Source organism: Aquabacterium sp., assembly GCF_029946005.1.
Taxonomy (GTDB): Bacteria; Pseudomonadota; Gammaproteobacteria; order Burkholderiales; family Burkholderiaceae_C; genus Aquabacterium.
In genome coordinates this window covers 61,568-83,075 of the sequence record NZ_JAQSDR010000036.1, presented here as the reverse complement: position 1 = coordinate 83,075, position 21,508 = coordinate 61,568, and the positions used below count along the sequence as shown (strand labels likewise).

Sequence of the window (21,508 nt, the reverse complement as noted above, 5' to 3'; positions counted from 1 at the left end):
GCAAGATTTGCTCAACCTGCTAAAAGCGCAGGGCTTGAACAGCAAGCATTACTGACTTCTCAAACAAATGAAGGTGAACAAATGAACGTTTTCAATACCAAGCTGACTCAAATGGCCGCTGTGGCCGTGCTGGCCGCCTCGGCCCTGTCGACTGCCCAAGCCGCTGTGTTCGCAGCACCTACAAAAGCCAACTTGACGCTGAGTTCCGACATTGTCAGCGTGCTGGGTTCGGTCACCATCACCCCTCTGGGCGGTGCCACCTACGGCAGCAACGTGCTGTCGGAATCCTTCAGCTCCGTGTCGACCAGCGGTTCGGGTGCGTCTTTCAGCTTCCTGGGCTTGACCCCCTCCACCGCCGGTTTCGCCATTGTCACGGCCGCCACCGCCACGAACCCTTCGGTCTCGCTGAACGTCACCTCGCTGAGCTTTAACACGGCGACCAAGGGCATGGATGCCGTCCTGTCCGTCAACGGCGTGCAAGCTTACTCGGGCCTGTTCCTGCAGGGCACGACTTACTCGGTGACCGAGGCGTTCAACGCTGCCTCCGGCACGGGTTTCATCCAAACCGGCGATTTGAAGCTGACCTCGGCTTCGGCCACGGCTCTGCTGACGGCTTTGGGTCAACCCACCTACCTGGCTGCGTTCATCACGCCCGTGTCGTTCGGCACCCTGTCGGTTGACGTCACCGCTGCTGCTGTGCCGGAACCCAGCACCTATGCACTGATGGGCATCGGCCTGATCGGCATGGGCCTGGTTGCTCGCAAGCGTCGCCAAGCCTGATCCTGGATGCCGCCTTTGAGCGGCACAGGTCAAGAAACAAAAGCCGAAGGTGCATGCCTTCGGCTTTTTTCATTCCGTCAGCACGCAAATCAGGGGCAGGTCATGCGCCTGGGGTTGCAACATCAGGGGATCGATCTCACCGATCGCCCATGACACGCCAATCGCGGTGACATCCGGGTTGGCCGCCAGATACCGGTCAAAGTAGCCTCCGCCGTAGCCCAGCCGATAGCCTTCCGGGGTGAAGCCCAGGCACGGCACCAGCACCACATCGGGGTGGCAGGGCTGGCCCGCCGGGCTTGGAATGCCGCACTCGTCCTTCGTGCCCAAGGTTTTGCCATCCCATGGTCGATACTGCATCTGCCGAGGCTCTCGTTGCGCCCAAGGCAAGGCCAATTGGCAGGGCCATTCTGTTTGAATCGGTGGGACCAAGGGCCTTGGGTTAAATTCCCCCTGGACAGGCCAATACAGCCCAAGGCATTGCGGTTCAAGTCGGCGCAGCACCTCCAAGAGTTTTTTTTCAAGGGCCAACTGGGCCGCTTGGGCCGAGGTTCCCTGAACCCAGGCCTGCCGCGCGGCCAGCATCTGGTGGCGGAGTTCGGTGCGGGTTGCGACGGCGGTGGTCCCCGGGGGAGTGGATGGTTTCATTGGCAAAGAGAACAAAAAGGTCAGCGCAATTGATGCAAGTTAACGAGTATGCCGCCAGCCTCGCCGCCAAGCCGTGGGCCCGGTCCCTGATCCTGGCGGGGCTGGCCGCGGTGGGGGCCCTGACGTCGGCCCATGCGGCCATTGACGATCTGGCCGTGGTGGAAGCCCGGGAAGCCTTGCGGGTGCGTGATGGTGGGCGGCTCGCGGCGGCCCGCGACGCCTTGGTGGCGGCGCGCCACCCACTGGCGCCCTGGGCCGACTTCTGGGCCCTTCAGAACCGCCTGGTGCAGGCCTCGCCGTCCGAGGTGGATGATTTTCTGAAGCGCTGGCCCCAGGCCTACGTGGCCGACCGCTTGCGCAACGACTGGTTGCTGGTGCTGGGCCAGCGGCGCGATTGGGCGACGTTCCTGCGCATTCAGCCCGGTTTCCGCATGAACGACGACAAGGAGGTGGTTTGCTACGGCGTGCTGGCCCGACAGCAGACCAACGCCGTCCCGGAAGGGCCAGGCGACCTGCGCGACCAGGCCCGCCAAGCCTGGTGGGCGCAAAAAGACCCGGACACCGGCTGCCTCACGATGGCCCAGACCCTGGTCCCGGCAGGCGTGCTCACCACCACGGACGTGTGGCGCAAACTGCGCCTGTCCCTGGAGGGTGACAAGCCCAAAGTGACTCAGCAGACCGCCCAACTGCTGGGCGACACCGTGGCCCAGGCCGTGAGCCGCTTGTTGGTCCAGCCCAAGGATCACTTGTTCCCCCGGCCCATGTCCGCCGGGGCCAGGGGCGGTGCCAGCGCCCAGCGCGAAGCAGGGGCGCGCCTGGAGTCCGGCGCCAAGGGCAAGGCCCGTCGCCCATCGGGCCGCAACAAGATCGTGCGGCCCAGCGATTTGCCGCAGGTGGCCCCGGCCGTGGCCGGTTTGCCCAAAGAGATCCAGGGCCCTTTGAACCTCTTGGCGCTGGTCCGCTGGGCGGCGATGGACGCGCCGGCCGTGGCCGCCGCCCTGGACGACCCCGAAGCCCGCGAACGCTGGCACTTGACGGCCGAAGAGGCGGCCTGGGCCTGGGGGCAGGTGGGGCGGCAAAGTGCCTGGCGTCTCCAGCCCGAAGCCCCGGGGCTGTACGAGCGTGCCATGGCGGTGGGCGGTGGTTTGTCCCCCGCTGACGTGGCCCGCACCTGGTCGAGCGACACCCTGGCCTGGATGGCCCGTTCGGCGCTGCGGGCGGCCACGGCGGGTCAGCCTCAGCACTGGTCCCTGGTGGAGCGCGCGGTGGACGCCATGAGCATTGACCACCAGCAAGATCCCGCCTGGGTGTACTGGAAGGCGCGCGCCTTAATGGCGCGGCCCGCCAACCCGGCAGTGCCAGTGCCTGGGGCGGCCCAGACGGCCGATGCTCGCCAACAAGGGCGTGAGCTGATGGCCCGCATCAGTGGCAGCGTGGGCTTTTATGGCCTGCTGGCCGCCGAAGACCTCAGTGGCGCCCCGGCCAAAGCCCCGGCCCGGCCAGCGGCCGTCAACGAGGCCGAAAAAGCCGAGGCGAAGGCGATCCCAGGCATCGACCGGGCCTTGCGCCTGTTCGCCCTGGGCTGGCGCTCTGAGGCGGTCCGCGAATGGAACTACACCTTGTCCTACGGTAAAACAGGGGGGCTGACCGACCGCGAGTTGCTGGCCGTGGCTGACGCTGCCTGCGAACTGGAAATCTGGGACCGTTGCATCAACACCAGCGAGCGCACGCGCCTGGAAGTGGACCTGTTCCAGCGTTTCCCCACGCCCTTCCGGCGCGACGTGCTGGCCGCCGCCCAAGACGTCGGGCTGGACCCGGCCTACATGTATGGCCTGATCCGCCAGGAGTCGCGCTTCATCGTGGCGGCCCGCTCCCACGTGGGAGCGGCCGGCTTGATGCAGGTCATGCCCGCCACGGCCGCGTGGACAGCCAGGAAGCTGGGCATCGACTACACGCCGGACCTGATCACCGACCGGCTCACCAACATCAAGCTGGGCGCCGGTTACCTCAAGCTCATCCAGGATGACTTTGACGGTTCGCAGGCCATGGCGGCGGCGGCCTACAACGCCGGACCGGGGCGGCCGCGCCGCTGGCGTGAAGGCCCGCGCCTGGAGACGGCGGCCTGGGCCGAGAACATCCCCTTCAACGAAACCCGCGATTACGTGAAGAAGGTGCTGACCAATGCGGTGCTGTACGGGCATGTCTTGCAAGGACGGCCGTTGTCGATTAAAACCAGGCTGGGTGGCTTCATTGGACCTCGTCCAAGGAATGAGCCACCTCCACAGCAAGACTTGCCCTGAGGCCACAGATGAAACGATGGTTGGTGTTGGGCGGCTCCGGATTTGTGGGCCGGGCCTTGTGTGAACAACTGGTGGATGAGCATGGCTCGGGCGGTGTTCGCATCACCGTGCCCACCCGGCGGCGCGCCCACGCGCAGCACCTGCTGACCCTGCCCACCGTGGAAGTGGTTGAGGCGTCGGTGCACGACGAAAACGCCCTGATGCGGCTGCTGGTGGGTTGCGACGGCGTGGTCAACCTGATCGCCATCCTGCATGGCAGCAAGGACGAGTTCGAGCACGCTCATGTCGGGCTGCCCCAGCGCCTGGCGGCGGCCTGCGTGCGAGCGGGCGTGCGGCGCGTGGTGCACGTCAGTGCCCTGGGCGTGCCCGACGACCCGGCGGCGGCCCCTTCCAATTACCTGCGCTCCAAGGCGGCGGGCGAATTGGCCTTGCGCGCGGCCGGCCTGGATTTGACGGTACTGCGCCCCAGCGTGATCTTTGGAGCGCATGACCAGTTCTTGAACCTGTTCGCCAGCCTGCAGGCCGTGTTCCCGGTCCTGCCGCTGGCGGGCAGCGACGCCCAGTTTCAACCGGTGTGGGTGGGCGATGTGGCCCGCGCCTTGGCGCGCTGCCTGGCCGACCCCGGCACCGTGGGGCAAACCTATGAATGCACGGGGCCGCAGGTCTACACCTTGAAAGAGCTGGTGGCGATGGCGGGTTGGCTCAGCGGCCATGCCCGGCCCATTGTGCCCATACCGCTTTGGGCGGGCCGACTGCAGGCCTTGGCCATGTCAATCTTGCCAGGTGAGCCTTTGATGTCCCAGGACAACCTGGATTCGATGCAAGTGCCCAATGTGGCCACCGGACGGTGGCCTGGGCTGCAGGCGCTGGGCGTGGCGCCCACGCCGGTGACACGCATCGCCCCCGGCTACCTGGGGGGCAAGCACGCTGGGGGCGAGCAGCTCAACGACTGGCGCACGCGCGCCGGACGTTGAGCTTGAGGCGAGGCGGCCTGGTCAGGCGACCAGCAGCATGGCCGTGTCGAACGCGCTGCTCATGGGCGGCAGGTTCATGGTCATGGGCTGAGGCGCGTTCTTGGAGACCTTGGTCGGCTTGACGACCACGGGGGGCGCATCGTTCTGGGCGACTTCAGCGCGGTCCCAGTTGCCGGCGGACTCTTTGCCCGAGACAGCGATGGAATAGAACACGCGGAAGGCGATTTTGCGCTCGCTCCAGAAATCGGCGGCATCGCGGAAGGAGTCGAGCAGCAACTCGCGGGTTTCGCGGTCGAACTTGACGCCATCGGGGATGAGTTCCAGCACCACCACGAAGCCTGGCTGCGGGCCCGACTTGTGAACCAGGTCGGTCATGCAGTCATACAGCGCGTCCATGTTCTTGCCGAAGTGATCCGGGAACAGGAAATCCTTGGCGATGATGTCCAGCACATCTTGTTTGGACTGGGCTTCGCTCAGGTTGGTGTACAGGAAGTGCTGCCCGGAATCCAGGGCAGCCTGTTGCAAGTCTTCCGGGCGAAACGCGCGGATGGATTGAACGATGTTGGGTCGAACGGATTGCAACAACATGATCGCTTGGGGCCGAGAGTGCATTGAGGATGCTCACTGCCCTCGTGGGCCAAATTTGAGGGTCAAAGAAAAGGACAAAAGAACGAAGCAGCGAGTCTTGAAGGCTCAGTGCCGGGGATCAATGGGTTTGAAGCTGCTGTAGTGATCCTCGGTGTAGAAACAAGTTTCAGGGATTTGCACTACTTCACCTCCGCAAACGATGCGCCGGGCCCCTCGGGTACGCGATCCTGGTGTAGGCACCGTGTACTCGTGGTAGAACCCACGCGGTTTTCGAGGCAAAGCACGCTCCCTGTTGCCAAAGACGGTGCCGTCCTTGGTGTATTTGAAAGGCCCACCCGCCAAAATGCGCCGGTGAACATCCTGAGCCTGCGTCGGCAATTGCGACAAGCCAATCGCCGAATTCAGTGCTGACTCCGCCGGGCTGGACCGAGCCCAGGCGGGTGAAACACCGGCATCCAGCATTGCAGCGCCGGTCAGGACGCTGGCCGACACCAGCAACGATGTGGCAATGCCAGTCCATGACTTGCTCAGTGGCTTCTTCACAACGTCGTCACGCCAGCTCAGGTCTCTAAAAGCCGTGATGCTACTGAAAACGGGCCAAAAGCTCAAGGCCCCAGCCCCGGAAAACCAGTGGACAGGGGCCTTTGCGTGAGGGGTTGACAGTTCGTGGTATATGACGTTTTTTTGACAAACGCCTGTTTGAACACCTTCAGCGGACGGCGTTGGCCTCCGCCACGGTCATGGCCGTCATGTTGACAATTCGGCGCACCGTGGCCGACGGGGTCAGGATGGTCACTGGCTTGGCCGCGCCCAGCAGCACCGGCCCCAGGGCGATGCCGTTGCCGGCCGCTTCCTTGAGCAGGTTGTAGGCGATGTTGGCCGCGTCGATGTTGGGGCAGACCAGCAGGTTGGCTTCGCCGACCAGGGTGCTGCGGGGCATCAACTCGGCGCGGTAGGCGGCATTCAGGGCAGCGTCGCCATGCATCTCGCCGTCGATTTCCAACCAGGGCGCGCGCTCCTGGATCAGGCCCAGGGCCTCGCGCATCTTCAGCGCCGAGGGGTGGTTGCTGGAACCAAAGTTGGAGTGCGACAGCAGTGCTGCTTTGGGCCGCTGACCGATCCTCATCATTTCTTCGGCCGCCATGATGGTGATTTCGGCCAGTTGTTCGGCCGTGGGGTCGTAGTTGATGTGGGTGTCCAGGATGTTGACCTGGCGGCCGGGCAGCAGCAGGCCGGTCATGGCCGCGTAGGTTTTCACGCCCGCGCGCTTGCCGATCACCTGGTCGATGTAATGCAGGTGCAAGGGCGTGTTGCCCCAGGTGCCGCAGATCAGGCCATCGACTTCGCCCTTGTAAAGCAGCATTGAGGCGATCAGCGTCAGGCGACGGCGCATCTCGATCTTGGCCATCTGCTCGGTCACGCCCTTGCGCTCGGTCAGGCGGTGATACGTTTGCCAGTAGTCGCGGTGGCGGTGGTCGTGCTCGACGCTGACCACCTGGTAGTCGGTGCCGGCTTTCAGGCGCAGGCCGAAGCGCTCGATGTGCTGCTCGATGACGGCCGGGCGGCCGATCAGGGTGGGGCAGGCCAGGCCTTCGTCGACCACGATCTGGGCGGCGCGCAGCACGCGCTCGTTTTCGCCTTCGGCAAAGGCGATGCGCTTGTTCTTGGCGCGCTTGGCCACGCTGAAGATGGGCTTCATCGTCTGGCCCGAGGCGTAGACGAAGCTTTGCAACTTTTCGACGTAGGCGATGAAGTCCTTGACCGGGCGCGAGGCCACGCCGGAGGCCGCCGCCGCCAGGGCCACGGCCGGGGCAATCTTGATCATCAAGCGCGGGTCGAAGGGCTTGGGGATCAGGTACTCGGGGCCGAAGCTCAGGGTGACGCCCGCGTAGGCCTGGGCCACCACGTCGCTTTGCTCGGCCTGGGCCAGCTCGGCGATGGCGTGAACGGCGGCGATCTCCATCTCATCGGTGATGGTGGTCGCGCCCGAATCAAGCGCCCCGCGGAAGATGTAGGGGAAGCACAGGACGTTGTTGACCTGGTTGGGGTAGTCGCTTCGCCCGGTGGCCATGATGGCGTCGTCGCGCACGGCTTTGACGTCCTCCGGCAGGATCTCGGGGTTGGGGTTGGCCAGCGCGAAGATGATGGGCTTGGGGCCCATGCGCGCGACCATGTCGGCCTTGAGCACGCCGCCTGCACTGAGGCCCAGGAAGATGTCGGCGCCATCGATGACCTGGCCGAGGGTGCGCAGTGGGGTTTCTTGCGCAAAAAAGGCCTTGTCGGGGTCCATCAGTTCAACGCGGCCTTCGTAGACCACGCCGGCCAGGTCGGTGACCCAGATGTTTTCACGCGGCAAGCCCAGCTTGACCAGCAGGCCCAGGCAGGCCAGCGCGGCGGCACCCGCGCCCGAGACCACCAGCTTGACCTGCTTGATGTCCTTGCCGACCACTTTCAGGCCATTGAGCAGGGCGGCGCCCACGACGATGGCGGTGCCGTGCTGGTCGTCATGGAAAACGGGGATCTTCATGCGTTCACGCAGCTGGCGCTCGACGTAGAAACAGTCCGGGGCCTTGATGTCTTCCAGGTTGATGCCGCCGAAGGTGGGCTCCAGCGAGGCGATGATCTGGACGAGCTTTTCCGGGTCGTTCTCGTTGATCTCGATGTCGAACACATCGATGTCGGCGAACTTTTTGAACAGGACGGCCTTGCCCTCCATCACCGGCTTGGCGGCCAGCGGGCCGATGTTGCCCAGGCCCAGCACAGCCGTGCCATTGGTGATCACGGCCACCAAGTTGCCCCGGCTGGTGTAGCGGAAGGCGTTGGCGGGGTTGTCGACGATTTCTTCGCACGCGGCGGCCACGCCGGGCGAGTAGGCCAGGGCCAGGTCGCGCTGATTGGTCAGCTGCTTGGTGGCGCTGATGGCGACTTTGCCGGGTGTGGGGAACTCGTGGTATTCAAGCGCGGCTTTTTTCAGCTCGGCGCGTTTTGCTTCTGGGGTGGTCATGCAGGGGTGCCTTTCGTGGGCGCTGGCCATGTTGGCGGCGCCTGACCCCTGCATTGTAGGAACTTGAGGCTCGGCCAGCGATGTGGGTAGCCGCAAGGGCGCGATTTAACCCGCGATCACAGCCCGGTTGCGCCCTTGCGCCTTGGCCAGGTACAAGGCCTCGTCGGCCCGTTGCAGAAGTTGCTTGCTTGACTCGCCGGGCTGCAAAGCCGCCAGGCCCGCCGAGAAAGTGACCCTCAACGACGGCACCCGGGCAGACAATCCGGTCTCACACAAAGCTTCTTTCAGGCGGCTCAGGCCGATGGTGCCGGCTTGGGCGGGGTCGGTTTCCGGCATCACCACCACGAATTCCTCACCGCCCCAGCGTCCGATCAGGTCGGTTTCACGAAGGCTGGTCCGTGCCTGCTGGGCAAAGGCCAGCAGCACCTCGTCGCCCACGTGGTGGCCGTGGGTGTCATTCACGTTCTTGAAATGGTCCAGGTCGATCACGGCGATGCAAAAGCTGCTGCCGCTGCGGCCGGCCCGGTCGTGCTCGGCGTCGAGGCGGGTTTGCAGGTACTGGCGGTTGAACAGGCCGGTCAGCGGGTCGTGCCGGGCGATCTGCCGGACCCGTTCGGTGGCGCTGGCGAGGCGGGTTTTCTCTTCGGCCATGCGCTCGCGGGACCGCCCGAAGTTGCGGGACTGCCAAGCCAGCAGGCCGAGGATCAAGCAGGTCGGGAAAATCTGGAAGGCCTCATCGGCCGGGTTGAAGTGGGGGCCATGCAGGGCGCTCATGATGGCCCACATGGCCAGGAGCATCCCGATCGTGGCGCCGCCCGTCAGCAGGGCCGCGCGGGGACGCAGGCTGACAAAGCCGAAGACCTGGGCCAGACAGAGGATCTGCAGATTGCCGACCCGCATGACGGGCGCCACCGCGTACCCCAGCACGACGGCGGCGCTTGCCCAGATGATCTGAAGGGCGACCAAACCTGGGTCCTCGTACTTGAGGGTGAGCCCACTCCGGATCAAGGGATAGAACAGGCCGATGGCGATGAGTTGGTGGATGGTGAAGGCCCAGTTCCAGGCCTGCTCCTGGTCGGACAGCACGTTGGGCACGAGGTACAGCCAGATCAAGCCGAGAAAGCCGATGTAGAGCCCGGTGCTCAGCAGACACAGGCTCAGGGCGGTGCGCCGTCGGGGGTCGGTGGTCAGCAGCAGGTCGACCAAGGGGTGTGACCGGGGGGCGGACTGAGAGATGGTGTTGGTGTTCACGTCGCTTGGCCCGACAGGACGGCGGCAGCCGTGGTCGAGGCAATGGTGCGATCGCGGCCTTGCGCCTTGGCCTTGTAGAGCGCGGCATCGGCGTGTTCAAGCGATTGGGCGAGGGTGTCGTCCGTGGTGTGCTCGCGCACGCCTGCCGAGAAGGTCACGGCCAGGCCCGGGCCGTGCACGGTCCAATCGTGCTGCCGGACGGCCTGGCGCAGCCGCTCCAGCATCTCGAGAGCCTGCCCTTGGTCGGCTTCTGACATCAGGACCAGGAATTCTTCACCACCCCAGCGCGCCACCGCGTCGCTGCCGGAAAAAGTGCCGCGGGCCAGGGTGGCAAAATCGTGCAGCACGGCATCACCCACCGCGTGCCCGTGTTGGTCGTTCACCCGCTTGAAGAAGTCGATGTCGAGGATGGCCACGCAGAAGGCCCGGCGACTGCGCTGTTGACGCCGCACTTCGTCTTCGAGCAGGCTCATCATGTGGCGGCGGTTGAACAACTGAGTCAGGCCGTCACGGATGGACAGGGCATTGAATTGCTCGAAGGCGGTGGCCATGGCGGCCCGCTGATCCAGCCGACGCTGGTGCAAACGGCGGCCCACTTTGGTGACGATGAGCAGGGTGGGCATGGTCAAGCCGACCGTGGCGATGGTGACCAGCGCGGCATTCAGGTCGGCTGCTGGAGGGTTCAGTCTCCATGTGAACAACAGCATCGTCACCAGCAGGCCTAAACCACCAAAAGTAGCCAATTGGGCTTGCCTGCCAGTCAGGCGGCGCATGTCAAACACCAGGATCAGACACATCCATTCGAGCGCCAAGCCCCGCGAGGATTCGATCATCGCGTAAGACAGGCAAACCGTGGTCAGGCTGAACAGCACCTGGGGGAAGGCCAGGGTCGGCTCCGGATGGTGGGCCACGAGGCCAGTGCGCAACACCGCATAAAAGCCGCTCAGGCCGCACAAAACATAGCCAGCCAAGGCCCAGGCCTGCCACACCTGCACCCTTTGAAACACGACCCCGCAGACCATCAAGGTCATGGCAAAGGCATAGGCTGGCAGCATCCACAACAAGCGCTTGACACCTTGCCGGACGGCGCCCGCAGGTCCGAGCACCGCCCGGACGAGGGCTGACTCGCCTTTGGCGGGGTGCGGTTGGGAGAATGAAGGGGTCAGGTCTGCCATGGGAAAGATCGTTGCGATGATTTCGGACGGACGGCAGGCCAAGTTGAGGCAGTTTTGAACCTGAGGGTGAGCGGGACGTGAATCGCACACGGTCCGCGCGACAATCCCGTCATGAGCCTGGGTGAATTCGACCTCATTGAACGTTTTTTCTGGCGCCCCGCAGGGCAAGGGCCGCGCCGTGCCGTGGTGGGCAATGGCGACGACTGCGCCATCATCGCGCCAGCCCCGGGCATGCACCTGGCCGTGTCCACCGACACCTTGGTGGAGGGGCGGCATTTCCTCTCCACGGTCGACCCGGCGCGCCTGGGCCACAAGGCCTTGGCGGTCAACCTGTCGGACCTGGCCGCGTGCGGTGCCAAGCCCCTGGCCTTCACCCTGGCCCTGACCTTGCCCCGCGTTGACGAGGCCTGGCTGGCCGGCTTTGCACAAGGCCTGCTGGCTCTGGCCGATGCGCACGACTGCGAATTGATTGGCGGCGACACCACGGCAGGGCCCCTGGCCATCGGCATCACCGTGATGGGCGAGGTGCCCGCAGGTCAGACCCTGCTGCGCAGCGGCGCCCGCGCGGGTAACGACCTGTGGATCAGTGGCTGGCCCGGCCTGGCGCGCCTGGCGCTGGAGGCCTTTCGTGGCACCTTGCAGCCCGCCCTGACCAGCGATGATTTCGACACCGCGCGCCGCGCCATGGAATGCCCCGAGCCCCGCGTGGCCCTGGGCCTGGCCCTGCGCGGCCTGGCCAGCGCCGCCATCGACGTGTCCGATGGCCTGCTGGGCGACCTGGGCCACCTCCTGCGCCGCAGCCAGGTGGGCGCCACCGTGGTGCTTGATGCGCTGCCCGTGCACCCTGTGCTGGCAGCGCGGCCTGTGTCGCAGCAGCACGATTGCCTGCTGGCCGGTGGCGACGACTACGAACTGGTCTTCACCGCCCCGCCCGAACACCGCGCCCGCCTCCTGGCCCTGGGCGATTCGCTGGGCCTGCCTTTGACGCGCCTGGGCGCCATCACCGCCACGCCGGGCCTGCAATTGCTGCAAGGCGAACTGGATGTCTGGCCCGACGACGCCCCACCTCAGCCCGTGTCCAATCGCTGGACCTCGTTCGACCACTTCAAGAGCTAAGCATGCCCAGCCCCATTGATGTCGATCCTGATCCTGACGTGGTGGATGATGCCGCCACCTCCTTGTCGCCCCGCCGCCCCACCGTGGCTTTGCTGCTCAGCCACCCCGCGCATTTCATCGCCCTGGGCGCCGGCAGCGGCCTGAGCCCCCAGGCCCCCGGCACCGTGGGCACGCTGTGGGCCTGGGTGAGTTTCTGGGCCTTGCAGAACCTGTGGGGCGTGGGGCCGCAGGCCGATGTGAAGTGGGCCTGGCTGATCGGTCTGGGCCTGCCCATCGGCTGGTGGGCTTGCACACACACGGCGCGCAGCCTGCGCGTGGCCGACCCGGGCTCGATCGTGTGGGACGAGGTGTTGGCCTTCTGGCTGGTGCTGTGGCTGCTCACCCCCACCGGCTTCGCCGGCCAGTTGCTGGCCTTTGCCCTGTTCCGCTACTTTGACGCCGCCAAGCCAGGCCCCGTGGCTTGGGCCGATCAGTTGTTCAAGCGCCAGCCGGGCCAGGGCATTGGTTGGGCGCAGGGCTTCGGGATCCTGTTTGATGACTTTGTGGCGGCCTTGTGCACCTTGCTGGTCCTGGCCGCGATCATGCTTGTGTGGCCCAGCGTGCTGGCGCCTTGACCCGCATTGAAGGACCAGGACATGGCTTGCGAACAAGAACTGACCAGCTTGGTGGCCGACCTGGCGGCCCAACTGCAAGCGCGGGGATGGCAGCTGGCCACCGCCGAATCCTGCACCGGGGGCCTGATCGCGGCCACCTGCACCGAGGTGTCGGGCTCCAGCGCCTGGTTCGAGCGCGGTTTTGTCACCTACAGCAACCAGGCGAAGACTGAATTGCTGGGGGTGGATGAAGCCTTGATCGAAGCCCACGGCGCCGTCAGTGAACCCGTGGCCCGGGCCATGGCCGAAGGCGCGCTGGCCCGATCACGCGCGCAGTTGGCGGTGGCCGTCACTGGCGTGGCGGGCCCCACGGGCGGCTCGCCCGACAAGCCCGTGGGCACGGTGTGGCTGGCCTGGGCCGCGCAAGGCCGGCCGACCCGGGCGCTGCGCTGTCAATTCGAGGGCGATCGGGGGGCGGTGCGCTGGGCCACGGTCAAGCAGGCTTTGCAGGGCCTGCTGTTGCCATGAACAGCCGGGCATAGACCGCCTCCAACTGGCGGCAGCGCAGTTCGCTGTTGAAGGGGGTTTCGCGCCCTCGCACGCCCTCCAGCTGTCTGGAGATCTGCTGCCGCTGCGCCGGGTCCTGCGCCAGCCGCACGGCGACTTCCACAAAGTCAAGGGGGTTGGTGGCCACGCAGGCGCCCAGGCCCACCTCATGCAGGATGGCGCCCCCGATGCGGCTGGCGGCGGTCTGCCCCAGGCAAGACACGGCAGGCAGGCCCGCGTAGAGCGCATCCAGCAGCGTGGTGTGGCCGTTGTAAGCCAAGGTGTCCAGGAACAGGTCGGCGCAACGCAAACGGGCGAGGTGCGATTGGCCGTCCACGGACGGGGCGAACACCAGCCGGGCCGGGTCGATGCCTCGGCGCGCGGCCTCGGCCGCCAGAAAACGGCTTTGTTCCGGGTGAACCACGTACAGCCACAGCACCGCGCCGGGCAAGCGGTGCATCACCTTGCACCAGGCGTTGAAGGTCTCCGGCTCGATCTTGTAGCTGTTGTTGAACCCGCACAGCACCAGTTGGTCTTCGGGCAGGCCCTGGCTGGCGCGGGCGGGGGCCGCGGTCAGCTCGCGCGTGTCATCGTAGCCATAGTGCCCGACGGGCAGCGCCTCGACCGCTTCGTCATACCAGTGGGCCATCTCTGGGGTGACTGAGATCCCATCGCTGATGTGGACGTCGAATGCGTCGGGCGCGCCCACCGTGCCGCAGAACGCCAGGTAGTTGATCTGCACGGGCGCCGGGCGCCACAGGGCCACATCCACCACGGGGCCCCTTGAATGGCCGCCCAGTCCGATCAACACGTCCACCTGGTCGGCATGCATGCGCCGAGCCACGGCCTCGGGCAGCCATTGGCTGGCCTCCACCACCTGATCGACGGCGGCATGGATAAGTTTGCGCGAAGGGCTGCCATCGTCAGGATTGAGCGCGTAGGCAATCACCTCGAACTGCGTCCGGTCATGGTGCTTGAGGATGCGGTGGATCAACTGCGTGGTGGGGTGCCGCCCAAAGTTGTGGCTGAGGTAGCCCAGGCGCAATCGCCGATGGCCGACCCCGGCGGGTGCCGCCGTCCAAAGCGCTTGGGGCTGCTGGATGTGGCGCGCGCGCTGGGTGCAGCCCCTGGCCAGGTGAAGCAGCTCAGCGGGGGTCAGCCCAAGGTGCAAGCCTTCCCAGGCCATGCTGCGCGACAGGCCCACGGTGGGGTCGTGCATGGCTTTCTGGGCGATGCGCTTGATGGCCCGAACGACCGTGTCGCGCTCTCGCCAGTCGCAGGCCCGCAGTCGCTTCAGGCCCAGCTCCACGATGACCGTCAGTGCCTTGAGCTCATCATCGCCTTCGGGTGGGGCCCGGTCCCAAGGGGGGGAGTCTGGCGCGGTGGGGTCGTGCCGCAGGGCCTGGTCGCCCCAGTCCTGCCAGGGCGGTGTCGGGGACTGCGCCCGCCAAGTCAACAGCGTTGACAAGCGCAGGCCTTGCTCGGCCTCATCACACGCATCGGCCTGAGCGGTGGGCGCCAGGCCTGCTGCGCGTTCGAAGTGATGGCGGGCATCGTCCCAGTCGCCGCACATAAGACACGCCTTGCCCCACAGGCCAAGGTCTTGCGCGGTGGCTGGCAAGCCGGCTGCGTGGCCGGCTTGGTTTAGCAACGCGGCATGGTGGCGCGCTTTGGGGCCGTCCAGTTGATCCAGCGCCAGCCTGGCCAATCCCCGGCGGGCTTTGAGGTGTTGGGTGTCAATGGCCAGCAAGCGCTGCCAGGTGGACTGGGCTTGGGCGGGTGCGCCCAGCCGTTGCTGGGCAACGCCCAGGTTGTACAGAAGGCGCACCGAGGACGGGCAATCCGACACGGCGGCCTCGAGGGCGGCCTGCAGCATGGCGTCTGTGCCAAGCTGGCTGACCTGCGCGCAATGGGCCAGCCACTCCGCCTCAGACCTCCCCGGCGGCAAGGGTGCCGGGGAGATGCCTGGCATCAGGCCCAATCGAAGTCAACGGCTCCGGGAGATGAGCGAAGCCAGCTGTCGACCGCTTGTGCCAACTGTTCCGAGCCCGAGCCCGACGACTGTGTGGGGCCAGGACCGCTAGGCGCGGGTGCGGCCACTGGGGCCACGTAGTGCTTGAAACAACCCAGTGTGCTCAGGCCCGCCTGGAAGCCGCCAAAGCCGCCAGCGTTGCGCATGCCCACCTGGATGTACGGGCCGTTGAGGCTGACCGGCAGGCCCCACTGGCCTTCGCCATAGCTGACGCCGACCGTGCCGTAGGCGCAGCGGTCACCGCCCAGGGCCGACACCGCAAACATGGGCGAGAAGGTGTTGAGCTTGGAGCCAAAGGCCAACTGCCAGCCATAGGTGCTGGACTTGACCTTGGCGCTTTGGAAGACCAGGCTGAGCACCGTGTCCTTGAACACCAAGCCATTGCTGTCAAATGGGATGTTGAGCATCAGGCCGCCGCGTTCCTGGCGGTCGAACGGGGTGGTGTCAGCTTGCGCCAGGGAGGCGAGGCCAACATACGTGGCGATCGCCAGGGCGATGTGGTGGTGCTTGGGGAAAAATTGCATGGCTGCTCCGGCGCGATGATTCATTTCTGATGAAATCGAATGTAGCGGTCGGAGGCACCATCACCTGCCCTCAGGCCCCCCGCGACTCTGGGGGTGGCAGACAGTTTTCCTAGGGATTGACTTCACCCATGTGAAATTTTTCGGCGCCCAAACACGTATTCCAGCGCGATGTCGATGATGACGCCCCACAGGCTGTAGAGCACCGATGCCAGCAGCGCATTCCAGAAGCCGTGCACTTGGAACCCCTCCAGCAGGCCCGAGGCCATCTGGAAGGTGAAGGCGTTGATCACGAACAGGAACAGGCCCAGTGTCAACACCGTCACCGGCAGCGTCAGCAGGATCAGCAAGGGGCGCACAAAGGCGTTCAGCAGGCCCAGCACGGCGGCGGCGATCATGGCCGCGCCGAAGCTGCTGACCTGCACGCCTTGGTCCCATTGAGCCAGCAGCATGAGGGCGGAAGACAGCAATAACCAGCGGATGAGCAATTTCATGCGGCCAAGCTTATCCCAGTGCGGCGCATTCCGTCACAGCCTGCCCACAGGCCCCGGGGTATGACGGGTTTTGTTCCGGTCGGATTTATTCGATACTTGACCCACACGCGGCCAACCACGGTCATGCCGCCGAGGTTCGCTGACGTCGTCCCGGGTCCATGCGCCAGAAGTTCGAGCAATTCCTTGATGAAGCCAGTCCAGCCAGCCGTTGCCTGCTGGCGGTTTTTGCCTCGACGCCGTTTTACATCTTCTACTGGTTCATCAACCTGTCGGGCCTGCTGGACCCGGTGGTTCAGGCAGGTTTGCGGCAGCCGGTCGTCTGGGTCCTGCAGGCGACCCTGGTGCTCAGCACCGCCTTGTCGTTCGGGTTCATGGCGTGGCTGTGGCCCCGCCGACGTGATCCACGGCCCCTGCCCAAGCTCGGCGTCGCCGTCACCTTGAACATCGGCATCGTCTACACCCTGATCGCGCTGTTTGCAGGCACCTTCACCACCGGTGCCAACATGACCTTGCTGGGCGTGCTGGCCATCGGCCTGCTGCTGTTTGACCTGCGCACGATGTGGATCGCCTTCCTGGCGTGCGCCGGGCTGCTGGTGTCCTACGACGTGTTCGTGATGCTGGGCTACCTGCCCTACGCCCCGGCCATCACCCGCCTGGCCTTCCAGGGCGTGGAGCCGCAGTGGTGGTGGGCCGCCTGGCGCAACGTGGTGTTCTACGCCGGCCTGATCGTGATCTCCACCATGCTGCTGGTGATGTTCGGGCGCCTGGACGCGCAGCACCGCAAGCTCAACAAGCTCTCGTACACCGACGTGTTAACCGGCCTGCCCAACCGGCGCTACTTCATGGAGCGCCTGCACGCCGAGGTGGCGCGCCAGGGCCGCAGCGTCGAGCCTTTGTCCCTGATGCTGATCGACGCCGACCACTTCAAACGGGTCAACGACACCCATGGTCACGCCGTGGGCGACGAGGTGTTGGCCGTGCTGGCCCGCCTGCTGGGAGAGAGCGTGCGCACCCCCACCGACCTGGCCGCACGCCTGGGCGGCGAGGAGTTCGCCGTGCTCTTGCCCGACACCTCCGCCGGCGAGGCCGAAGCGGTGTGTGGGCGCCTCCACAGCCGCCTGGCCGAGCACGCGTTTGAGGCGGGTGGGCAGACCTTCCACCTCACGGTCAGCATTGGCGTGGCGCAGTGCCATGGGCAAAGTGCCATGGGCAAAGTGCCGAGGTGGTGCTCAAGTGGGCCGACCGCAACCTCTACCGCGCCAAGCAGGAGGGCCGCAACCGCTCGGTTTGCAGCGTGAACAACGCCCAGGGCGGCGAGGTGGGCGAATGACGTTGAAGGGCCTGATTCGCCGCATCGAGTTGCGGCTGCTGGACCGCAACGTGGCCAACCGCTGCATGGTGTTCGCCTTGTTGTCCCTGCCCATGTGCCTCATCTTGTGGGGCCTGCAGGCCTATGCCCTGGCCAACCCCGAAGCAGGTGCTTTCTACCGGCCGGGGGCCTTGTCCCTGGCTCAACTGGGGCTGACGGCCTTGATCCTGTGGTTGACCACGGTGGTGGTCTTGGCCTGGCGCTTGCGCCGCCATGGTGGCGATTCGAAATGGCTGGCCCAGTGGACGGTCATGCCTACCTTCGTCGTCTTCCTGTTGCTGGCCATCGCCCACGGCCTGAAGGACACGCCGATGGGCATGGTGCTGATCCAGGAACTGGTGGTGGCACGCGCCCTGTTCAGCCTGCGCAAACTCAGGCCCACCTTGATCCTGGTGGTGGTGATGCTGGTGGCCAGCGACCTCCTGATCACGGGGGGGCAACTTCCCTACGCCCCCTTGTTGACCGCCCCGGTGTTCAATGGCGACGACCTCGCCGGGTGGTGGGCCGTCTGGTTGCGCGTCATGTTCCAGGCCGCTGTGTTGCCGTTCACGGCCATGCTTTTCTTTGCCTTCAACACCCTGCGTCGCCAGCGCAAGGAGCTGGAAAGCCTGGTGCGCACCGACGTGCTGACAGGCCTGTCGAACCGCCGCGAGTTCATGAGCCAGCTGGAGATCGAATCGCACCGCCATGCCCGCAGTGGTCGGCCCTTTTGCCTGGTCGTGTGCGACCTGGACCACTTCAAAGAGGTCAACGACAGTTGGGGGCATCCGGCCGGTGATGCGGTGCTGGCCCAGCTCGGCCGCATCCTGCAGTCCAGCACCCGCCATCAGGTTGACACGGCCGCGCGCCTGGGGGGCGAGGAGTTCGTGCTGCTGCTGCCCGACACCGACCTGGACGGGGCCCGCCGGGTGGCGTCAAAAATCGCCGACAGCTTGCGCGGCCATGTCTTTCGGGTGGATGGGGCTTCGTTCAGCGTCACCCAGAGCATGGGCATTGCCGAGGTGCATGGCGGCCAGGGCGAGCGGGCCCTGCGCATCGCCGACCAGAACCTGTACAGCGCCAAACGTGCTGGCCGCGACCAGACCATGGTCTCGGTGGTGGCCTGAAGCAGGGGGCTGGCTCGCCTGGGGCGGGCAGTTTTGGAGAAAACCGGCGTCCTGACACGCAGGTCAGGACGGGATCCGGTCGAATAGAAAACAAACTCCCTGTGTTGCCAAAAACCGGCCTGATGCCTGTTTTTGACCTCCCAAGTTCATTTTGATATTTTCGATTCTCAGTACAAACGACAGCGTTATTTGCATCAACTGCGACACCAACCACTCGTCAAACCTAGATTTCCGGTTTATCGGACACGGTATTTGGGGGGCTTTGACCATTCCACCTCCATGGAACGCCTCTGCTTTGAAATAACGCAACTGGGTGTGAAAAGACTCGTTGATGCTTGGGGCAGAAATGCTTGTTTTCTTTAGAATGATTTCATTGTCTGACCTGCCGTCTGGAAAGTCCTTAAAAAGCCTGAAGATCTTCTGAAATCCTTGCGGAAGTGTCTTAAAGCCAGAAACCACAGAGGTAGAGTTGTCGCACTGCTATCGCTTTGACCGTTTCGAGTTGCGCGCTGTGGAGCGCGTGCTGTACGTTGACGGGAAGCCTGTCGGCCTTGGCGCGCGAGCCGTTGATTTGTTGCTGGCGCTGGTAGAGCGGTCTGGGCGCATGGTGTCCAAGAACGATTTGCTTGACCTGGTCTGGCCTGGCCTGGTGGTCGAAGAAAACAACCTGCAAGTCCAAATTTCCGCTTTGCGAAAAGTGTTGGGCCCACAGGCCATCTCCACCATCCCTGGTCGCGGTTACCGGTTTGCCCTGCCCATGGTGCGTGACGATGATTCGTCGCCAAGCCGCTTTACCCAAATGGCATCCCAGGCGGCCCCGGATGCACTCGCCCCATCGTCTGCAGCCGAGAACGTGCTGTCGGTGCTGCCCAGCTTGGCAGGCCGTTTGTGGGGCCGAGACCCCGACCTGGCCGCGCTGCACCGCGAGGCACACCATCCCCTGATCACGATTGCTGGCCCGGGTGGCATCGGCAAGACGGCGTTTGCCCTGGCCGCGGCCCATGCCTGGTGCCGGGAGCACCGCGATGGTGCGGCATGGGTGGAGTTGGCGGGCATCACCGACCCGGGCCTGGTGCCCACGGTGGTGGCGCAGGCGGTGGGGCTGCCGTCTGGCGGCGCCGATCCCTTGGCCGCCTTGGTGGCGGCGTTGCGGCCTTTGCAACTGCTGCTGGTGATCGACAACGCCGAGCACCTGATCGACGCGGTGGCCCGCATGGCGCAGGCCATCACCGCTGCCGCGCCCGGGGTTCGGTTGGTGGTGACCAGCCAGGTGGCCCTGAAGCTGGACAACGAGCGCCTGTTCAGGCTGAGTGCTCTGTCCGTGCCCGAAACAGGCACCTCGCTGGACCACGCCCTGGCCCATGGGGCCATCGCCCTGTTCGCGGATCAGGCGCAGGCGGCTGATCGGCGCTTTGCCTTGACCGAGGCCAATGTGGAAGAAGTCATCGCCCTGTGCCGCCGCCTGGACGGCATGGCGCTGGCGATCAAACTCGCCGCAGCGCGCCTGCCCTTGCTGGGATTGCAGGGCGTGGTGACCCGCCTGGACGAGCGCTTCAAGTTGTTGCGCAGCCAGAACAGCCTGGCGCCACCGCGCCGACAAACGCTGATGGGCACCTTGGAGTGGAGCCACGATTTGCTGTCGCCCGACGAGCAGACGGTGTTCCGCCGACTGTGTGTTTTCGCTGGTGGCTTCAGCCTCCAGTTGGCCAGCGCGGTGGCCATGGACGACTCCCTGGACGAGTGGGCCGTGATCGAACTGCTCGGCGCCTTGGTGGATCGCTCGCTGGTCGCAGCCGATGGTGCCGACCTGCCCCGCTACCGCCTGCTTGAAAGCACGCGCGACTTTGCCAGCCTGAAGCTGGACGCCTCGGGTGAGCACTGGTTGATGAAGCGCGGCCATGTGTCCACCATGGCCGCCCTGATGGAGCAGGCTTACGCCGCCTACTGGCACACCCCCGATGCGGTCTGGCTGGACACCTACGGCCCTGAGATCGACAACGTGCGGGCGGCGCTGGACTGGGTGATGGCCCACGAGCCTGCTTTGGCGGTCGACCTGGTGGGCGCCTCCAGCCCCTTGTTTTTGCTGCTTGGCCTGGCGCCTGAATGGCGAAGACGTGGCCTGGCGGTGGAATCTCAGGTGCTGGCCGCGCCCACCTGCGCCCCCGTGGCGCGCTATTGGTTGGAGCGCAGCCGTTTGAACTGGGGCGTCTCCAACACCCTCATGCACGACTTTGCGCGCCGTGCCGCCGAGCAAAGCCGCGCCTTGCAGGACGATGTGAGCCGTTACCTGGCCTTGCGTTGCATGGCGGGCAGCGGGGTCTTGCCCCCCGCCCAGGCCAAGAACCTGCTGGAAGAGATGATCGGGCTGGAGAAGCCTGCCTGGCCGCCGCGCCTGCGCTTGCAGCGCCAACTCGCCACGGTCAGCGTGCTGCGTTCGGGCAATCAACTCGAGCAGGCCCGGCGCGTGTGCGAGACCTTGCTGTCGCACTCGCAGGCCAATGGCCTGGACGCCGTGGTCTCGGCCGCTTTGGCTGACCTGGCCGGGCTCAGCCTGGCCGTGGGCGACCCGGACGCTGCCGTGCAGCATTGCGGCGACCTCATCGCGCGTGGTCGGCACCGCCGCGACAACTTCATCCTCCACGCCATGGCGATCAAAGCCACCGCCTTGTTCATGCAGGGCGATGACGAGCAGGCCCGCGGGGCTTTGGTGGACTTTGCCGCTGCTTCGCGCAGCCGCGATTGGGAATGGTTTGGTTTGTACTCCGGCTTGTTTGCGCTCTTGGCTGCCATTGAAGGGCGCCACGAAACGGCAGCGCGCCTGCTGGGCTACGCCGACCGCGCGCACCAGCAACTGGGTTCGCGCGATGTCCAGGCGGGTCAAGCCTGGGAGCGGGCCAGCAGCCTGGTGAACGCGGTGTTGCCTTTGGCGACCACCTCGCGCCTGGCCTACGAGGGCGCCCAGATGGCCCCCGAGGCCGTGTGCAACTGGGCCTTGGCCCGCGTGGACGTTTGAC

Annotated in this window: 17 protein-coding genes and 1 pseudogene; 9 read left to right on the top strand and 9 right to left on the bottom strand. The window is 65.5% G+C overall.

Annotation, left to right across the window (positions count from 1 at the left end):
* The first annotated feature begins 81 nt into the window (after nucleotides 1-81).
* Entirely contained in the window at nucleotides 82-780 is a 699-nt protein-coding gene (locus PSV38_RS17265; RefSeq protein WP_300549585.1) for a PEP-CTERM sorting domain-containing protein, read from the top strand.
* A gap of 69 nt (nucleotides 781-849) precedes the next feature.
* On the opposite strand, the gene PSV38_RS17260 is transcribed toward PSV38_RS17265, so the two are convergent.
* On the bottom strand, nucleotides 850-1,425 hold the full coding sequence (locus PSV38_RS17260; RefSeq protein ID WP_300549583.1) for a 5-formyltetrahydrofolate cyclo-ligase: 576 nt from the start codon (nucleotides 1,423-1,425) through the stop codon (nucleotides 850-852).
* A gap of 32 nt (nucleotides 1,426-1,457) precedes the next feature.
* Here PSV38_RS17260 and PSV38_RS17255 point away from each other — a divergent pair, with 32 nt between their 5' ends.
* Together PSV38_RS17255 and PSV38_RS17250 are read left to right on the top strand one after the other, a co-directional pair.
* Complete coding sequence (locus PSV38_RS17255; protein WP_300549581.1) at nucleotides 1,458-3,725, top strand: lytic transglycosylase domain-containing protein; 2,268 nt, start codon at nucleotides 1,458-1,460, stop codon at nucleotides 3,723-3,725.
* An 8-nt stretch (nucleotides 3,726-3,733) separates the two neighbouring features.
* A complete protein-coding gene (locus PSV38_RS17250; RefSeq protein ID WP_300549579.1) occupies nucleotides 3,734-4,699 on the top strand; it encodes a complex I NDUFA9 subunit family protein in 966 nt (321 codons plus the stop codon).
* A gap of 201 nt (nucleotides 4,700-4,900) precedes the next feature.
* Here PSV38_RS17250 and PSV38_RS17245 read toward each other — a convergent pair.
* The 5 genes and pseudogenes from PSV38_RS17245 to PSV38_RS17225 all read right to left on the bottom strand — a co-directional run.
* A pseudogene (locus PSV38_RS17245) lies at nucleotides 4,901-5,287 on the bottom strand (barstar family protein); the annotation flags it as partial.
* Between the two features lie 105 nt (nucleotides 5,288-5,392).
* The gene (locus tag PSV38_RS17240) at nucleotides 5,393-5,830 is read right to left on the bottom strand and encodes a ribonuclease domain-containing protein (protein WP_300549578.1); all 438 of its coding nucleotides are present in this window, start codon (nucleotides 5,828-5,830) and stop codon (nucleotides 5,393-5,395) included.
* 166 nt (nucleotides 5,831-5,996) lie between these two features.
* Complete coding sequence (locus PSV38_RS17235; RefSeq protein WP_300549576.1) at nucleotides 5,997-8,291, bottom strand: NADP-dependent malic enzyme; 2,295 nt, start codon at nucleotides 8,289-8,291, stop codon at nucleotides 5,997-5,999.
* A 105-nt stretch (nucleotides 8,292-8,396) separates the two neighbouring features.
* Complete coding sequence (locus PSV38_RS17230) at nucleotides 8,397-9,542, bottom strand: GGDEF domain-containing protein (RefSeq protein ID WP_300549574.1); 1,146 nt, start codon at nucleotides 9,540-9,542, stop codon at nucleotides 8,397-8,399.
* Entirely contained in the window at nucleotides 9,539-10,717 is a 1,179-nt protein-coding gene (locus PSV38_RS17225; RefSeq protein WP_300549571.1) for a GGDEF domain-containing protein, read from the bottom strand. The genes PSV38_RS17230 and PSV38_RS17225 overlap by 4 nt, the downstream gene beginning before the upstream one ends.
* A 117-nt stretch (nucleotides 10,718-10,834) precedes the next feature.
* Between PSV38_RS17225 and thiL the strand changes: the two genes are divergently transcribed.
* From thiL to PSV38_RS17210, 3 genes are read left to right on the top strand one after another with little or no spacing between them, the layout of a single operon-like run.
* Nucleotides 10,835-11,833, top strand: coding sequence for a thiamine-phosphate kinase (gene thiL / locus PSV38_RS17220; RefSeq protein ID WP_300549711.1), 999 nt, complete (start codon nucleotides 10,835-10,837; stop codon nucleotides 11,831-11,833).
* A gap of 2 nt (nucleotides 11,834-11,835) precedes the next feature.
* Nucleotides 11,836-12,447 (top strand): phosphatidylglycerophosphatase A, encoded by a 612-nt coding sequence (locus PSV38_RS17215; RefSeq protein WP_300549569.1) that lies wholly within the window; start codon nucleotides 11,836-11,838, stop codon nucleotides 12,445-12,447.
* Between the two features lie 21 nt (nucleotides 12,448-12,468).
* Nucleotides 12,469-12,954, top strand: a complete 486-nt coding sequence (locus PSV38_RS17210) for a CinA family protein (protein ID WP_300549567.1) — start codon at nucleotides 12,469-12,471, stop codon at nucleotides 12,952-12,954.
* Here PSV38_RS17210 and PSV38_RS17205 read toward each other — a convergent pair.
* The 3 genes from PSV38_RS17205 to PSV38_RS17195 form a co-directional block, all read right to left on the bottom strand.
* The gene (locus tag PSV38_RS17205) at nucleotides 12,920-14,944 is read right to left on the bottom strand and encodes a hypothetical protein (protein WP_300549566.1); all 2,025 of its coding nucleotides are present in this window, start codon (nucleotides 14,942-14,944) and stop codon (nucleotides 12,920-12,922) included. The genes PSV38_RS17210 and PSV38_RS17205 overlap by 35 nt on opposite strands.
* Complete coding sequence (locus tag PSV38_RS17200) at nucleotides 14,944-15,528, bottom strand: hypothetical protein (protein WP_300549564.1); 585 nt, start codon at nucleotides 15,526-15,528, stop codon at nucleotides 14,944-14,946. The genes PSV38_RS17205 and PSV38_RS17200 overlap by 1 nt, the downstream gene beginning before the upstream one ends.
* Nucleotides 15,529-15,650: 122 nt before the next feature.
* The gene (locus PSV38_RS17195) at nucleotides 15,651-16,019 is read right to left on the bottom strand and encodes a phage holin family protein (RefSeq protein WP_300549562.1); all 369 of its coding nucleotides are present in this window, start codon (nucleotides 16,017-16,019) and stop codon (nucleotides 15,651-15,653) included.
* A gap of 158 nt (nucleotides 16,020-16,177) precedes the next feature.
* On the opposite strand from PSV38_RS17195, the gene PSV38_RS17190 reads away from it, so the two are divergent.
* The 3 genes from PSV38_RS17190 to PSV38_RS17180 all read left to right on the top strand — a co-directional run bounded on the left by PSV38_RS17190 (nucleotide 16,178) and on the right by PSV38_RS17180 (nucleotide 21,507).
* Nucleotides 16,178-17,317: a GGDEF domain-containing protein gene (locus PSV38_RS17190; RefSeq protein ID WP_300549560.1), complete on the top strand. Its 1,140-nt coding sequence runs from the start codon at nucleotides 16,178-16,180 to the stop codon at nucleotides 17,315-17,317.
* Between the two features lie 28 nt (nucleotides 17,318-17,345).
* Nucleotides 17,346-18,494, top strand: a complete 1,149-nt coding sequence (locus tag PSV38_RS17185; RefSeq protein ID WP_300549559.1) for a diguanylate cyclase — start codon at nucleotides 17,346-17,348, stop codon at nucleotides 18,492-18,494.
* Nucleotides 18,495-18,963: 469 nt separating this feature from the next.
* Entirely contained in the window at nucleotides 18,964-21,507 is a 2,544-nt protein-coding gene (locus PSV38_RS17180; RefSeq protein ID WP_300549558.1) for a winged helix-turn-helix domain-containing protein, read from the top strand.
* The last annotated feature ends 1 nt before the right edge of the window (nucleotide 21,508 follow it).